General features: G+C 75.3%; 17 protein-coding genes and 1 pseudogene. 11 read left to right on the forward strand and 7 right to left on the reverse strand.

Annotated elements, in window-relative coordinates; genetic code table 11:
• Positions 1 to 129: 129 nt before the first annotated feature.
• Positions 130 to 1,152 (reverse strand): alcohol dehydrogenase AdhP, encoded by a 1,023-nt coding sequence (gene adhP / locus BJP59_RS06625; protein WP_194522962.1) that lies wholly within the window; start codon positions 1,150 to 1,152, stop codon positions 130 to 132.
• Positions 1,153 to 1,445: 293 nt separating this feature from the next.
• Between adhP and BJP59_RS06630 the strand changes: the two genes are divergently transcribed.
• The 6 genes from BJP59_RS06630 (at position 1,446) to BJP59_RS06655 (ending at position 5,942) form a co-directional block, all read left to right on the forward strand.
• Complete coding sequence (locus BJP59_RS06630) at positions 1,446 to 2,609, forward strand: histidinol-phosphate transaminase (RefSeq protein WP_194522521.1); 1,164 nt, start codon at positions 1,446 to 1,448, stop codon at positions 2,607 to 2,609.
• A complete protein-coding gene (gene hisB / locus BJP59_RS06635) occupies positions 2,606 to 3,205 on the forward strand; it encodes an imidazoleglycerol-phosphate dehydratase HisB (RefSeq protein WP_021482124.1) in 600 nt (199 codons plus the stop codon). The genes BJP59_RS06630 and hisB overlap by 4 nt, the downstream gene beginning before the upstream one ends.
• Positions 3,202 to 3,714, forward strand: coding sequence for a hypothetical protein (locus BJP59_RS06640; protein ID WP_034654090.1), 513 nt, complete (start codon positions 3,202 to 3,204; stop codon positions 3,712 to 3,714). The genes hisB and BJP59_RS06640 overlap by 4 nt, the downstream gene beginning before the upstream one ends.
• The gene (hisH, locus tag BJP59_RS06645) at positions 3,711 to 4,385 is read left to right on the forward strand and encodes an imidazole glycerol phosphate synthase subunit HisH (protein WP_114553562.1); all 675 of its coding nucleotides are present in this window, start codon (positions 3,711 to 3,713) and stop codon (positions 4,383 to 4,385) included. Before BJP59_RS06640 ends, hisH begins: the two co-directional genes overlap by 4 nt.
• Before the next feature lie 82 nt (positions 4,386 to 4,467).
• Complete coding sequence (gene priA / locus BJP59_RS06650) at positions 4,468 to 5,199, forward strand: bifunctional 1-(5-phosphoribosyl)-5-((5-phosphoribosylamino)methylideneamino)imidazole-4-carboxamide isomerase/phosphoribosylanthranilate isomerase PriA (protein WP_034654096.1); 732 nt, start codon at positions 4,468 to 4,470, stop codon at positions 5,197 to 5,199.
• The gene (locus tag BJP59_RS06655; RefSeq protein ID WP_194522522.1) at positions 5,196 to 5,942 is read left to right on the forward strand and encodes an SseB family protein; all 747 of its coding nucleotides are present in this window, start codon (positions 5,196 to 5,198) and stop codon (positions 5,940 to 5,942) included. The genes priA and BJP59_RS06655 overlap by 4 nt, the downstream gene beginning before the upstream one ends.
• Positions 5,943 to 6,014: 72 nt before the next feature.
• Here BJP59_RS06655 and BJP59_RS06660 read toward each other — a convergent pair whose 3' ends face one another.
• The 6 genes from BJP59_RS06660 to BJP59_RS06685 form a co-directional block, all read right to left on the reverse strand.
• On the reverse strand, positions 6,015 to 6,539 hold the full coding sequence (locus BJP59_RS06660; RefSeq protein ID WP_194523159.1) for a hypothetical protein: 525 nt from the start codon (positions 6,537 to 6,539) through the stop codon (positions 6,015 to 6,017).
• Between the two features lie 94 nt (positions 6,540 to 6,633).
• On the reverse strand, positions 6,634 to 7,395 hold the full coding sequence (locus tag BJP59_RS06665) for a S1 family peptidase (protein WP_114554266.1): 762 nt from the start codon (positions 7,393 to 7,395) through the stop codon (positions 6,634 to 6,636).
• The gene (locus BJP59_RS06670; protein ID WP_228485310.1) at positions 7,392 to 8,111 is read right to left on the reverse strand and encodes a hypothetical protein; all 720 of its coding nucleotides are present in this window, start codon (positions 8,109 to 8,111) and stop codon (positions 7,392 to 7,394) included. Before BJP59_RS06670 ends, BJP59_RS06665 begins: the two co-directional genes overlap by 4 nt.
• A 35-nt stretch (positions 8,112 to 8,146) precedes the next feature.
• Positions 8,147 to 8,509, reverse strand: a complete 363-nt coding sequence (locus BJP59_RS06675) for a DUF1844 domain-containing protein (RefSeq protein ID WP_194522523.1) — start codon at positions 8,507 to 8,509, stop codon at positions 8,147 to 8,149.
• A gap of 153 nt (positions 8,510 to 8,662) precedes the next feature.
• Complete coding sequence (locus BJP59_RS06680; protein ID WP_194522524.1) at positions 8,663 to 10,177, reverse strand: catalase; 1,515 nt, start codon at positions 10,175 to 10,177, stop codon at positions 8,663 to 8,665.
• Positions 10,178 to 10,290: 113 nt separating this feature from the next.
• Entirely contained in the window at positions 10,291 to 10,755 is a 465-nt protein-coding gene (locus tag BJP59_RS06685; protein ID WP_081600341.1) for a Fur family transcriptional regulator, read from the reverse strand.
• Between the two features lie 381 nt (positions 10,756 to 11,136).
• On the opposite strand from BJP59_RS06685, the pseudogene infC reads away from it, so the two are divergent.
• The 5 genes and pseudogenes from infC to thpR form a co-directional block, all read left to right on the forward strand.
• Positions 11,137 to 11,676: pseudogene (gene infC / locus BJP59_RS19730) on the forward strand (translation initiation factor IF-3); the annotation flags it as partial.
• A gap of 587 nt (positions 11,677 to 12,263) precedes the next feature.
• Complete coding sequence (rpmI, locus tag BJP59_RS06695; RefSeq protein WP_034653792.1) at positions 12,264 to 12,458, forward strand: 50S ribosomal protein L35; 195 nt, start codon at positions 12,264 to 12,266, stop codon at positions 12,456 to 12,458.
• A 67-nt stretch (positions 12,459 to 12,525) separates the two neighbouring features.
• A complete protein-coding gene (gene rplT / locus BJP59_RS06700) occupies positions 12,526 to 12,912 on the forward strand; it encodes a 50S ribosomal protein L20 (RefSeq protein WP_024840664.1) in 387 nt (128 codons plus the stop codon).
• A 68-nt stretch (positions 12,913 to 12,980) separates the two neighbouring features.
• Positions 12,981 to 13,859 (forward strand): TrmH family RNA methyltransferase, encoded by an 879-nt coding sequence (locus BJP59_RS06705; RefSeq protein WP_076406622.1) that lies wholly within the window; start codon positions 12,981 to 12,983, stop codon positions 13,857 to 13,859.
• Positions 13,856 to 14,500, forward strand: a complete 645-nt coding sequence (gene thpR / locus BJP59_RS06710; protein ID WP_194522525.1) for an RNA 2',3'-cyclic phosphodiesterase — start codon at positions 13,856 to 13,858, stop codon at positions 14,498 to 14,500. Before BJP59_RS06705 ends, thpR begins: the two co-directional genes overlap by 4 nt.
• Positions 14,501 to 14,710 lie beyond the last annotated feature (210 nt).

Consider the following 14,710-nt stretch of genomic DNA (forward strand, 5'->3'; position numbering starts at 1 on the left):
ACGGGTCGGTGGGGCTCACCCGCACGATCGTAGGCGCACCCGCCGACCCTCGGGCCGTCGTGCACAGCCCCGGCCCGCGACCCGGTCGGGGTCACGGGCCGGGACGACGCGAGCGGCAGCGGCGCGACGTCAGGAGCGCATGTCCATGACGACGCGCCCGTCGATCCGGCCCTCCTCCATCTCGGCGAAGATCGCGTTGATGTCGTCGAGCGGACGCACGGTGTACGTCGGGCTGATCTTGCCGCGCGCGAAGAAGTCGAGCGCCTCCGCCATGTCCTTGCGCGTCCCGACGATCGACCCGCGCACGGTCAGGCCGAAGAGGACGGTCGTGAAGATGTCGAGCGGGAACTTCTCCGGCGGCAGGCCGACGAGCGAGACCGTGCCACCGCGGCGCAGCGCCCCCACGGCCTGCGGGAACGCGTGCGCGTTGACGGCGGTGACGAGCGCGCCGTGGACGCCGCCGCCCGTCTTCTCGCGGATCTCGGCCGCCGCGTCGGGCGACGTCGCCGCGTTCACCGTCACCTCCGCGCCGTGCTTGCGCGCGAGCGCGAGCTTCTCGTCGTCGACGTCCACCGCGGCGACGCGGCGGCCCATCGCGACCGCGTACTGCACCGCGATGTGCCCGAGGCCGCCGATCCCGGAGACCAGCACCCACTCGCCGGGCCGGGTGTCCGTGACCTTGAGCCCCTTGTAGACGGTGACGCCGGCGCACAGGATCGGCCCGACGGCGGAGAGGTCGACCCCGTCGGGGATCACCGGGCAGTACCGCGAGTCGACGAGCATGTACTGGCCGAACGAGCCGTCGACCGAGTAGCCGCCGTTCTTCTGCTGCGGGCACAGCGTCTCCCAGCCCGTCTCGCAGTACCCGCACTCGCCGCACGCGCTCCACAGCCAGGCGTTGCCGACCGTGTCGCCCACGCGCACGCGCGTGACCTGGTCGCCGACCGCGACGACCGTGCCGACGCCCTCGTGGCCCGGCACGAACGGGGGAGCGGGCTTGACCGGCCAGTCGCCGTGCGCGGCGTGCAGGTCCGTGTGGCACACGCCGGTGTAGTCGACCTTGACCAGGGCCTCGTGGGGCCCGGGCGACGGGACGTCGAGCTCCTCGACGACCAGCGGGTCGGTGAACGAGCGGACGACGGCGGCACGCATGGCGGACACGGGGATCACCTCGTTTTCTCGGGGAGAGGGCCAGGAGGACCCTGCCGACGGTCCTCCCTTCCCTCTCGACGCTACGCGCGCGACGCCGCTCCGGCGCCCCGGACGGCCGGACCGGCGACCGACGTCCGCCCAGGTCGGGACCTCCGCCTCTCGCCGGCGAGGCCGACCGTCCCGGCCGACCGCGCGCCGACCGTCCTGGGGGACCGCCGCGTGCCGGTCGTCCCGGGTGCCCGCGTGCCGGACGTCACGGGCGGCCGCGCGCCCACGCTTCGTAGACTGGGGGAGTGACCCCACCCTCCGTCGCGGGACGACCCCTGCTCCCGCTGCGCCCCGAGCTCGCCGGCGTCGAGCCGTACGGCGCGCCGCAGCTCGACGTCCCGGTCCTGCTCAACGTCAACGAGAACCCGCACGCGCCGAGCGAGGCCGTCGTCGCGACCATCACGCGCGCGGTGCACGACGCCGCCACCGGGCTGAACCGGTACCCCGACCGCGACTTCCTCGGCCTGCGCACCGACCTCGCCGCCTACCTCGGGACGGAGGCGGGCGTCGCGCTGGGGGCGGAGCAGCTCTGGGCGGCGAACGGCTCGAACGAGATCATGCTCCACGTGCTGCAGGCCTTCGGCGGCCCGGGGCGCACGGCCGTCTCCTTCGCCCCGACGTACTCGATGTACCCGGAGTACGCGCGCGACACCCACACGGACTGGGTCGTCGGGCGCCGCGCGGAGGACTTCACGCTCGACCCGGAGCACGCCCGCGAGGTGATCGCGCGCGAGCAGCCGTCCGTCGTCCTGCTCGCGAGCCCGAACAACCCGACCGGCACGGCGCTGCCCGCCGCGACCGTCGAGGCGGTGTGCGAGGCGGCGCTCGCGGTGCGCGTCCCGCTCCCCGGGGGGCAGGAGGCGCCCGCCGCCGTCGTCGTCGACGAGGCGTACGGCGAGTTCCGGCGCGCGGGGACGCCGTCGGCGCTCGAGCTGCTCGAGCGCTACCCGAACCTCGCGGTGACGCGCACGATGTCGAAGGCGTTCGCGCTCGCGGGCGCCCGCGTCGGGTACCTCGCGGCGTCGCGCGAGCTCGTCGACGCGCTGCGCGTCGTGCGCCTGCCGTACCACCTGTCGGCCGTGACGCAGGCGGTCGCGCGCGCGGCCCTCGCGCACTCGGGCGAGCTGCTCGCGCAGGTCTCCGCGCTGCGCGAGCGCCGCGACGAGACCGTCGCGTGGCTGCGCTCGCTGCGGCACCCGGACGGTCGTCCGTTCGAGGTCGCGGAGTCCGACGCCAACTTCGTCCTGTTCGGCACGTTCGCGGACCGGCACGCGGTCTGGGCGGCGTTGTTGGAGCGGGGCGTGCTCATCCGGGAGACTGGTCCCGACGGCTGGCTGCGGGTGTCGATCGGCACCGGCGACGAGATGAGGGCCTTCCGACAGGCCCTCGTGGAGGTGGCAGGACTGTGAAGCGCACCGCGCGCATCGAGCGCGCGACGTCCGAGTCGAGCGTGCTCGTCGAGCTCGACCTCGACGGGACCGGACGGACCGAGATCTCGACGACCGTCCCGTTCTACGACCACATGCTCACGGCGCTGGGCAAGCACTCGCTCATCGACCTCAAGGTCGTCGCGACGGGGGACACCCACATCGACGCCCACCACACGGTGGAGGACGTCGCGATCACGATCGGCGAGGCGCTGCGCGTCGCGCTCGGCGACAAGGTGGGCATCGGGCGCTTCGGCGACGCGACGGTCCCGCTGGACGAGGCCCTCGCGCTCGCCGTCGTCGACGTGTCCGGGCGGCCGTACCTCGTGCACTCGGGCGAGCCGGAGGGGCAGGAGTACCACCTCATCGGCGGGCACTTCACCGGGTCGCTCACGCGGCACGTGCTCGAGTCGATCGCGCACCACGCGGGGATCTGCATCCACGTGCGCGTCCTCGCGGGCCGCGACCCGCACCACATCGTCGAGGCGCAGTTCAAGGCGCTCGCCCGGGCGCTGCGCGCCGCCGTCGCGCCGGACCCGCGCGTCGAGGGCGTCCCGTCCACGAAGGGAGCCCTGTGAGCACGCACGACGACGACGCCCTGGACGGCGTCGAGATCCCCGACGACCTCTCGTCGCTGACGGCCTCGGCGGTCCCCGACCTCGTGGCGCTCATCACGCAGATCGCGGGCGCGGAGCCGCTCGCGGCGGCGTGCTCGCTCGCGCAGGTCGAGGCGGACGTCGTCCCGACCGACGTCGGTGCCGTGGCGGTGCTGCGCGACCCCGCGGGCGACGCACCCGCGCACGCGGCCGCCGCCCTGACGACCCTCGTCAAGGGCGTGCCGCTCGTGCTCGTCGAGCGCAGCGGCGAGCAGCTCACGATGACGCGCTGGGCGGACGGCGTGCAGGGCGACACCCTCGCGCCGGGCCTCGTGCTCGGCGGGGCGCCCGAGTCGCTCGAGGACCTGCTCACCGGCACGACGACGCTCGCCGACCAGGACGGCGTCGTGGCGAGCTCGTCGATCTCCCGCTGGAAGGCGATGCGCCTGCTCACGTCGGCGGCGCGGCGCGCACGGAAGGACGGCGCATGACCGAGCCCGCCGCGGCGACGCCCGCCGCCCGCCGCCCGTCCGTCGTCGTGCTCGACTACGGGTTCGGCAACGTCCGCTCGGCCGTGCGCGCGCTCGAGCGCGTCGGCGCGGACGTCGAGCTGACGGCGGACCGGGCGCGCGCGCAGGACGCGGACGGGCTCGTCGTCCCGGGCGTCGGCGCGTTCGCCGCGGTCATGACCGGTCTGCGCGGCGTGCGGGGCGACGAGATCGTCGGCCGGCGGCTCGCCGGCGGGCGGCCCGTCCTCGGGATCTGCGTGGGCATGCAGGTCATGTTCGAGCAGGGCGACGAGCACGGGACGCTCACCGACGGGCTCGGGGAGTGGGCGGGCCTCGTCGACCGTCTCGAGGCCGACGTCGTGCCGCACATGGGCTGGGACACCGTCGACGTGCCCGAGGGCAGCGTGCTGTTCCGCGGGGTCGAGCACGAGCGCTTCTACTTCGTGCACTCCTACGCGGCCCGGTCGTTCACGACCGGCCAGGACCTCCCGGCGGACTCGCCCGTCCGCCGACCGCTCGTCACGTGGTCCGAGCACGGTGGCCGCTTCGTCGCGGCCGTCGAGAACGGCCCGCTGTCCGCGACGCAGTTCCACCCCGAGAAGTCGGGCGACGCCGGCGCGACCCTGCTCGAGAACTGGGTCCGCTCGCTCTGACCGTCCGCGCGCCGAGGCACACGCCCGGCGCGCACCACCCGGCGCGAGCGACGCGCCACCGCCTACACCGATGGAGACCCTCGTGACCGACCGCCTCGTGCTGCTCCCCGCCGTCGACGTCGCCGACGGCCAGGCCGTCCGCCTCGTCCAGGGCGAGGCGGGCTCCGAGACCTCGTACGGCGACCCGCTCGCCGCCGCGCTCGACTGGCAGTCCGGCGGCGCGGAGTGGATCCACCTCGTGGACCTCGACGCCGCGTTCGGCCGCGGCTCCAACGCGGAGCTGCTCGCCGACGTCGTCGCGCGCCTCGACGTGCAGGTCGAGCTGTCCGGGGGCATCCGCGACGACGCGTCGCTCGAGCGCGCGCTCGCCACCGGGGCGCGCCGCGTCAACCTCGGCACCGCGGCGCTCGAGAACCCCGAGTGGACGGCGAAGGTCATCGCGGAGCACGGCGACGCGATCGCCGTCGGGCTCGACGTGCGCGGCACCACGCTCGCCGCGCGCGGGTGGACGCAGGAGGGCGGCGACCTGTGGGAGGTCCTCGACCGCCTGGAGGCCGCCGGGTGCGCGCGGTACGTCGTCACGGACGTGACCAAGGACGGGACGCTGCGCGGCCCGAACCTCGACCTGCTGCGCGACGTCGCGGCGCGCACCGACGCGCCCGTCGTCGCGTCCGGCGGCATCTCCAGCCTCGAGGACCTCGAGGCGCTGCGCTCGCTCGTGCCGGCCGGCGTCGAGGGCGCGATCGTGGGCAAGGCCCTCTACGCGGGCGCGTTCACGCTCCCGCAGGCGCTCGACGTCGCGGGCCGGCCGTGACGACCGACCACGAGCCCGCGGGCCCGGGCAAGGCGCTCCCGCCGTCGTCCGGCTTCGCGGGCGACGACGGGTCGGCGGACCCGGCGCTCGCGGGGCTCCTCGACGCGTACGCCGCGGGCTCGGCCCCGCTGTCCGACGTCGTCGCGCGTCTGGGCGAGACGCGCGTGCTCGTGCCGATCCTCGCCGAGCTCGAGAGCGCGGGCGAGGGCGAGCACGGGCACACGGTCGACAAGGAGGCGTCGGCCGGGGTCGTCGCCATCGAGGCGCCGGACGGGCGCCGCGCGCTGCCCGTGTTCACGTCCGTCGCGGCGATGGCGGCCTGGCGCGCCAGCGCGCGGCCGGTGCCGGTGGACGCGCGCCGCGCGGCGCTGTCCGCCGTGAGCGAGGACTGGTCGCTGCTCGTGCTCGACCCGGCAGGACCGGTCACGGCGCTCGTGCCGCGCCCGGCCGTGTGGGCGCTCGCGCAGGGCAAGGAGTGGTCACCTGCGGTCGTCGACGGAGTCGTGGTGCCGGAGGTGCTCGCCGCCGTGCAGGGGTCGCTCGCGGGCGTGCCGCACGTCGCGCGCGTCTGGGCCGAGCCGGGCCGCCGGGCCGAGGTCGCGGTGGTCCTGCGCATCGACGCCGGTCTCGACCGCGCCGGTCTCGACGCCGTGCTCGGGCAGGTCAACGCCGCGCTCGCCACGGACGCCGTGGTGTCCGAGCGCGTCGACGGGCTCGAGCTCCGCGTCGGCCGGGCCGACTGAGGCGGTCGTCCGCCCGGTCCGGCCCGCGCGGACGCGTCGGCCGTACCGGTCGGCGGGCAGCGCGGTCCGGGCTCAGCGCCGGCGCAGGCGGCTGAGGCCCCACGCGAGCGCGGCCGAGAACGCCACGACCGCGCCCAGGGCCTGGCCGCCCAGGATCACGCGGTTGAGGTCGAGGGCGGGCTGCCAGCGCACGCCCGCGTCGTCGACGACGTAGACGCCCTTCGCGACGACGCGCACCCCGAACCCGCCGCCACCGCCCGAGCCCTCGCCGCCCGCCTCGCCCCCGGCGTTGCCGGAGCCCGGGTCGGACGCCGAGCCGCCGTCCGCGGTGCCGTCGTCGGGACCGGCGTCTGCCCCGCGCGCCGCCGCACCGACGCGACGCCGCCAGTCCGCTGCGCCCTTGCCGGAGAGCTCGCCGGTGCCGGACCCCCAGCCCGAACCCGTGCCGCCCCAGACCGTCGCGACGGGGATGACGAGCGTGCCGTCCCGCTCGTACGACTCCCCGAAGACGCGACGCACGGTGAGCGTGTCGCGTGCCGCGTGGGTGATGTGCGCCGGGTCGACGGGGGGCGTGTCCGAGCTCGCGTGTGTGCTCATGGCACGAAGGGTAGACCTGGGGCCCCCGGTGTGCGCGCGAACCGCGCGCACCGCCTCGCCGTCGAGGTCGTCGGTGCGCGGACGCCGGGACGGGTCAGGCGTCGCACTCCGGGAGGGCCGTGAACGCGGACTCGTCGCCGAGCATCGTCTGGAGGGTGCTCACGGGCACGAGGAGCGACTTCTCCGTCGACGTCTTCGCGTAGACCACGCCGATCACCTCGCCCGCCTCGTTGAGCGCGGCGGACCCGGAGCTGCCGGGCTCGACGGGGGCGTCGGTGACGAGCACCTCGCCGAGGTTCTCGTGCAGCGGGTCCGTCGTCGTGCCGATGACCGACCCCTGCGTCACGGTGAGCCGCCCGCCCTCGGGGTACCCGACGACCGTCACCGCGTCGCCGGGCGCCGGGTCGGCGGCGGCCAGGGTCGGGGCGGACGGGAGGTCCTCCGCGGTCCGGACGATCGCGAGGTCCGCCAGGCCGGCCACGCTCGCCGTCTGGGCGGCGATGTCGCGCCCGTCGTAGGTGAGGAGCTGGAGCGAGCGCGACGAGTCGACCACGTGCTTGTTGGTGATGAGGGTCCGGGAGTCGACGGCGAACCCCGACCCGGTGGACAGGCCGTCGCACCGCACGTTGCGGATGCGCACGGCCATGCGCTGGACGGCGTCGAACCCGTCGGGGGAGAGGTTCTCCGAGCCGGCCGGGTCGTCGGGCGCCACGAGCGACGGCACGACCGAGCCCGGCACCGGCTCGGGGAGCTCCGGGAGGACGCCGCACGCGCCGAGCGAGCCGCCCGCGAGCGACAGCCCGAGCAGCGAGCCGAGGACGCGCACCGCCGCGCGCCGGGACGGGCGGCGCGTCATCCGGCGAGCTCCTGCTGGAGCTGGGCGTTCGCGTCGGTGGCCTCCTGGCAGAGCACCCCGACCTGGTCCGCGAACCGGTCGATGTCGGCGGGGTCGTAGGCGTCCCGGTTGTTGAGGTACCCGATAAGCTGCGTCTGCGCCGTCGTGCACTGCCCGAGCGCGGCCGCGACCTTGCCCGCGGCGTCCGAGACCCGGCTCTGGTAGTCCAGGTACTGCTGGGACGCCTCGTTCTCGTCGCCCAGCTGGGCCTTCTCGTTGGCGAGGTCGCTGATGCGGTCCTGGGCGGCGGTGAGCTGGGTGCGCGCGGACTCGAGCTCCGCGTTCGCGCCGTCGAGCTCGGTGCGCAGCTGCGCGACGTCCTGCCCGAGCCCGCGCGCCTGCGCCTCCCAGCCGGCGCTCGTCTCCTGCCAGCGCGTCGTGGTGAGCCACAGGTACGCGCCGACGCCCAGCGCCGCGGCGAGGGCCAGCGCGAGCACGACGATCGCGACCACGGCCCCGCGACGCCGTCGAGGCCGGGACGCCGCGGCGACGTCGCTCGACGGCGCGCCGTGGCCCGGCGCGGTCGCCGTGGCGGGCGCCGCCCCGGGTGCGGCACCCCCGGGGCCGGCCGCCGCGGGCGCGAACGACGGCGGCCCGACGGCGCCCGGTCGGGCCGTCGGGACCGCGTCGGCCGGGGTGCCCCGCGGCACGCTCTCGGGCGGCTGCGGTGGGCCCACGGGACCGCCGTGCGGGGGCGGGACCGGGGGCGTGCTCAACTCACGGCGCCCGTGTACTTCTCGCCCGGCCCCTCGCCCGGGGCGTCCGGGTAGACCGACGCCTCGCGGAAGGCCAGCTGGAGCGAGCGCAGCCCGTCGCGGAGCGAGCGGGCGTGCTGGTTGCCGATGTCGGGGGCGCTCGCCGTGACGAGCGCGGCGAGCGCGTTGATGAGCTTGCGCGCCTCGTCCAGGTCGAGGTGGCCCTGCTCCTGCGCGTCCTCCGCGAGCCCGCACTTGACGGCGGCGGCGCTCATGAGGTGGACGGCCGCGGACGTGATGATCTCCACGGCGGCCACGTCGGCGATGTCGCGCACCGCGTCGGTGGTGGGATCGGGCACGGCGGCGTTCTCGGTACTCATGGCGACCATCTTTCCATCCGGCGGGGGGAGCGGTGGTCCGGTGCGCGGGAAGGACGGCCGACGCGCCCCGGGCCGGGGACGACGTCGGCCGCCGCCCCGGCGAGGGGCGACGGCCGACGGGGTGCGACCGCCCCGCAGGGCGACCACGACGGGTCAGACGCGGACCGGCTCCGCGGCCGTCCCGGGCTGGCCGCCCTCGAGCGGGGCGTCCGCGGCGGCGAGGGCCGCGCGCAGGTCGCGACCGAGGTTCGCGTCGACGTACGTCCAGTACTGCACGGCGCGCTCGCGGATGTCCTCGCTGCGCACGGCGCCGACGTGGCCCGTGATCGTCTCGAGGAAGCGCGCGCGGGCGGCGTCGTCGAAGACCTCGCGGTAGAGCGTGCCCGCCTGGCCGAAGTCGTCGTCCTCCGGGTGCAGCGTCGCGGCGCTGCGCGTCAGCTCGCCGTCGGCCTCCCAGCCGGCGGACTCCGCCGCGCGGGTCGGGTCGGCGTGCGCGCCGCCCCGGCTGTTCGGCGCGTACACCGGCGTGGTCGCCGACGAGAACGAGTAGCGCATCGACCCGTCCTTCGCGTACGAGTGACCGGCCTCGGCCGCGGCGTGCGGCGCGTTCACCGGGAGCTGGGCGTGGTTCGTGCCCACGCGGTACCGGTGGGCGTCGGCGTAGGAGAAGATGCGCGCGAGGAGCATCTTGTCCGGGCTCGTCGCGATGCCCGGGACGAAGTTGCTCGGCGCGAACGTCGCCTGCTCGATCTGCGCGAAGTAGTTCTCCGGGTTGCGGTTCAGCTCCATGACGCCCACCTCGATCAGCGGGTAGTCGGCGTGCGGCCACACCTTCGTGAGGTCGAACGGGTTGAACCGGTAGGTCTTGGCGTCCTCGTACGGCATGACCTGGACCGAGAGCGTCCAGCGCGGGAAGTCGCCCCCCTCGATGTGCTCGTACAGGTCGCGGATGTGGTGGTCCGAGTCCGACCCGGCGAGCTGCGAGGCCTCGTCCGCGGTGAGGTTCTTGATGCCCTGCTGCGTCTTGAAGTGGTACTTGACCCAGAACCGCTCGCCCGCCGCGTTGATCCACTGGTAGGTGTGCGAGCCGAACCCGTCCATGTGGCGCCAGCTCGACGGGAGGCCGCGGTCACCCATGAGCCAGGTCACCTGGTGCGCCGACTCGGGGGAGAGGGACCAGAAGTCCCACTGCATGTCGTTGTCGCGCAGGTTCGAGCCCGGCAGGCGCTTCTGCGACCGGATGAAGTCGGGGAACTTGATGCCGTCGCGCAGGAAGAACACGGGCGTGTTGTTGCCGACGAGGTCGTAGTTGCCCTCGGTCGTGTAGAACTTCAGCGCGAAGCCGCGAGGGTCGCGCCAGGTGTCGGGCGAGCCCTGCTCGCCGGCGACGGAGGAGAAGCGCGCGAGCATCTCGGTCGTCGTGCCGGGCTGGAACAGCGCCGCGCGGGTGTACGCGCTGACGTCCTGGGTCACGGTGAACGTGCCGAACGCACCGCCGCCCTTGGCGTGCACGACGCGCTCCGGGACGCGCTCGCGGTTGAACTGGGCGAGCTTCTCGACGAGGTAGTGGTCGTGCAGGACGATCGGGCCGTCGGCGCCGACGGACTGCGAGTGGGCGTCCGAGGCGACGGGCGCGCCGGCGTTCGTCGTGGTGAAGGGGGCGGTCATGGGTCTCCTTCCGTGAGCCGCGGGTACGGCTCGTGTGGCGTTCTCAAACAGTGCATCCGTGAGGAAACGGACGCGCTCCGGGTGCACGAGGCTCCGGAGCGGGTGGTGCGGGGTCAGTCGGCGCAGTCGGGGCAGAGTCCCCAGAACGTCACCTCGGCGGTGTCGATCCGGAAACCCGCGGTGCTGCTGGGGGTGAGGCACGGGGCGTGGCCCACGGTGCAGTCCACGTCGGCGACGGCGCCGCAGCCCCGGCACACCACGTGGTGGTGGTTGTCGCCGAGCCGGCGCTCGTAGCGGGCCGGGTGCCCGGCCGGCTCGATGCGGCGCACGAGCCCCTTGTCGGTGAGCGTGTGCAGGACGTCGTAGACGGCCTGGACGGAGACGGAGCCCAGCGCCGTGCGCGCGGCGCGCAGCACGTCGTCGGCGTCCGCGTGCTGCTGCACCTCGACGGCGTCGAGCACGGCGAGGCGTGCGGCGGTGACGCGCAGGCCGTGGTCGCGCAGCTCGCTCTCGTGGCGTGCGCGGCGGGGCCCGTCCTCGAGGCCGGTGCCCGCGGTCGACGTCGCTCCTGTGGTCATGGCTCCCACTCTACCCCCCTATTCTGGAAGAGTTCCATTGATGGAGCGGATCAGATTCTGCGCGTGCGGTCGGCTCGACCTGCACGGCCGCTCTGCTATCCTTGACAGCTGACCGACCTGTTCGTGTCCGCACCGCCCGGTTCCGGGTGGTGGGGAAGGCGTGCGGGTGCGCAAGTGGATGACATCCCACCCGGGTCTCGACCGTCGACTCACGTCGCGACAGAGGCCGGGTCCTGGTCCGGAGCGGGCCCTTCGGGGACCCGTTCCGCCGTGGTCGTCGCGTTCGCGTGACGTCCCGACCTGATGGCCTCCGCCCTGCGCCAGGGACGGAGGCCTTCTTCGTGTCCGGGCGGTCTACCGACGACTTCCTAGGAGCATCACATCAGCGAGCCTCGCATCAACGATCGGATCCGCGTCCCCGAGGTCCGACTCATCGGTCCCGGCGGGGAGCAGGTCGGCGTCGTCCGCACCGAGGTTGCCCTGAGCCTTGCCCAGGACGCGGACCTCGACCTCGTCGAGGTCGCCCCGGACGCCCGGCCCCCGTCGCCAAGCTCATGGACTTCGGCAAGTTCAAGTACGAGTCCGACATGAAGGCGCGTGAGGCGCGGCGCAACCAGGCGAACACGGTCCTCAAGGAGATCCGTTTCCGCCTGAAGATCGACCCGCACGACTACGGCACCAAGAAGGGCCACGTCGAGCGCTTCCTCGCGGCGGGCGACAAGGTCAAGGTCATGATCATGTTCCGCGGCCGTGAGCAGTCGCGCCCCGAGATGGGTGTCCGCCTGCTCCAGCGCCTCGCGGACGACGTCGCGGAGCTCGGCTTCGTGGAGTCCATGCCGAAGCAGGACGGGCGCAACATGACCATGGTGCTCGGCCCGGTGAAGAAGAAGGCCGACGCCAAGAGCGAGCAGCGCAAGCGCGCGCAGGAGGCCGAGCCGCGTCTCACCAAGTCCGCTCAGCGCGCCGCGGCGCGCTCGGGCGACGACGCGGACGTGACCGACGAGACCGAGGCGGTCGAGACGCAGACTGTCGAGGCCACCGACGCGGTCGAGGCGACGGAGTCCACGGGCGCGGTCGAGGCTGCCGCCCCGGCCGAGGAGCCCGCCCCGGCCGAGGCGCCGGCGCAGGCCGCTCCGGCCCCGCGCTCCGCTCCGGCCCCGCGGTCGGCGCCTGCCCCGCGGTCGGCTCCGGCTCCGCGGTCGGCGCCTGCCCCGCGTCCGGCGGCTCGGCCGGCGGCGGACTCGAAGCCGGCGGCGCCGCGCCCGACGCCCGCGGCCTCGCCCGCGTCGTCGGACGGCGCGAAGCCCGCAGCACCCCGGCCCGCCGCGCCGAAGCCGGGCGCCCCGCGCCCCGCGCCCAAGCCGGCACCCAAGCCGACGCCGCGCGGCAAGGCGGGCTGACACCGGCACCACGGACGGACCCTGCTCGGGGTCCGGGCCCACCGGCCCGGACCCGAACACGTCGGCCACCGCGAGGTGGCTGACCGGACACAAGGAGAGACGGCAGTCATGCCGAAGAACAAGACGCACTCGGGTGCCAAGAAGCGCTTCCGCATCACGGGTTCCGGGAAGGTCATGCGCGAGCAGACCAACGCCCGTCACTACCTCGAGCACAAGGCGACCAAGCGCAAGCGCCGCCTCGCTGCCGACCAGGTGGTCTCGCCCGCCGACGTCAAGTCCATCAAGAAGCTGCTCGGCAAGTGACCCGGCAGGTGGCGGGACCCGCCACCGACCGGCTCACCCCTGAGCCCCGAACTGCAAGGAGCATCACGTGGCACGCGTGAAGCGGGCGGTCAACGCCCAGAAGAAGCGCCGTACGACCCTCGAGCGCGCCAGCGGCTACCGCGGCCAGCGCTCGCGCCTCTACCGCAAGGCGAAGGAGCAGGTCACCCACTCCCTCGTCTACTCCTACCGTGACCGCAAGGCGCGCAAGGGCGACTTCCGCAAGCTGTGGATCCAGCGCATCAACGCTGCGTCGCGCGCCCAGGGCCTGACGTACAACCGCCTCATCCAGGGCCTCAAGGCCGCGGGTGTCGAGGTCGACCGTCGCCTGCTCGCGGAGCTCGCGGTCAACGACGTGGCGGCGTTCAACGCGCTCGTCCAGGTCGCGAAGGACGCGCTCCCCGAGGACGTCAACGCGCCCAAGGCCGCAGCCTGACCAGCGCCTCGCTCGGCCGCCCGTCGGCCACGGACGCCCGTCCGGCGCCCGGCCCGCTCGACCCCACGCTGACGAATCCTCGCAGCGACCGGGTCAAGGCGGTCCGTGCGCTGGCCGGGCGTCCGGCGCGTTCACGGCACGGACAGCTCCTCGTGGAGGGCCCGCAGGGCGTCCGCGAGGCGGTCCGGCACGCCCCCGACCAGGTCCGTGACGTCTACGTCACGCCCGCTGCGGCGGAGCGGCACCCGGAGATCGTCGCCGACGCGCGCGCGGCCGGGCTGCACGTGCACGGCGCGACGCCCGAGGTGCTGGCGGCGATGAGCGCCGACGCGCAGGGCGTGCTCGCCGTCGTGCGTGCGGACGCGCCGCGGCTGGAGGACGTCGTCGCGACGCTCGCGCGGCGCGACCGCCCGGCGCTCGTCGCGGTGCTCGCGACGGTCCGGGACCCGGGCAACGCGGGGACCGTGGTCCGCGCGGCGGACGCCGCCGGGGCCGACGCCGTCGTGCTCGCCGGCGAGAGCGTCGACGTGCACAACCCGAAGGTCGTGCGCTCGACGGCCGGGTCGCTCTTCCACCTCCCGGTCGTCACGGGCGTGAGCCTGGCCGAGGCCGTCGCCGCGCTGCGCGGCGCGGGGCTCGCGGTCCTCGCCGCCGACGGCGCGGGGGACCTCGACCTCGACGACCTGCTCGACGTGGCCGGCGCCGCGGGCGCCGGTACGGAGCGCCCGGTCGACCTCGCCGCGCCGACCGCCTGGGTCTTCGGGAACGAGGCGTGGGGGCTGCCCCCGGAGGACCGCGCGCTGGCCGACGCCGTCGTGCGCGTGCCGATCCGCGGCCGGGCCGAGTCCCTGAACCTCGCGACGGCGGCGACGGTCTGCCTCTACGCCTCCAGCCGCGCGCACCGGCCCGCCCGAGGCCCGGGCGCCGACCCGGAGGGCGGCGCGTGAGACTGTTCGCCGCGCTCTACCCGAGCGCCGCGGCGCTCGACCACCTCGCGCTCGCCCTCGCGGACGCGCACGCCCAGGAGGCCCGCCGGCCCGACGGCGCACCGCTCGTCCGCTGGACGTCCCCCGAACTGTGGCACCTCACGGTGTCGTTCTTCGGCGACGTGCCCGAGGGGGCCGTCCCCGACCTCGCGGCGGCGCTCGAGCCGGTCGCGCACGACGCCGCACCGCTCGACCTCCGGCTCCGGGGCGCGGGCGTGTTCGACCGCCGCGTCCTGTGGGTCGGCGTCGGCGGGGACGGCGCCGACGCCCTGCGGGCGCTGAGCGCCGCGGTCGCCGAGGCGGCGGGCGACGCGGGCGTCCGGGTGGACCGCCGTCCCCGGCAGCGTGCGCACCTCACCGTCGCGCGGGCCGCGGCCGGGGCGCGCCAGGCGAACCGCCGGGCGCGCGGTCGCGGCGCGACCCGTCCCGACCGCACCGCGGGCGACCCGCTCGCCGCGCCCGCCGCGGCCCTCGCCGTGTACGCCGGCCCGGGGTGGACGGCCGACGCCCTGCACCTCGTCGAGTCCGACCTCGGCGACGCGTCCGGGCACCCGGTGCACCGGACGCTGCGGACCCTGCCGCTCGGACCCGCCGCGCGGTGAGCGCCGCCGTCGTCCAGGTCCGCCCGGACCGGCCTGTGCGAGGATGGGGCGCATGAGCCTGCGCGGTGGTCGTCGATTTCCCGGGCCCGTCACGGGCCCGCGCGACTGACGCGTGCTCCCCGCCCGCCTCGTGGCGGGACGGGTCCTGGCCCGGACGGGCGCCCTAGAATGACGGCGACGCGCGCACGTGCGCGCCCCGCACGCCCCGCC

It is taken from the genome of Cellulosimicrobium sp. JZ28 (assembly GCF_015327065.1).
Classification (GTDB): Bacteria; Actinomycetota; Actinomycetes; order Actinomycetales; family Cellulomonadaceae; genus Cellulosimicrobium; species Cellulosimicrobium funkei.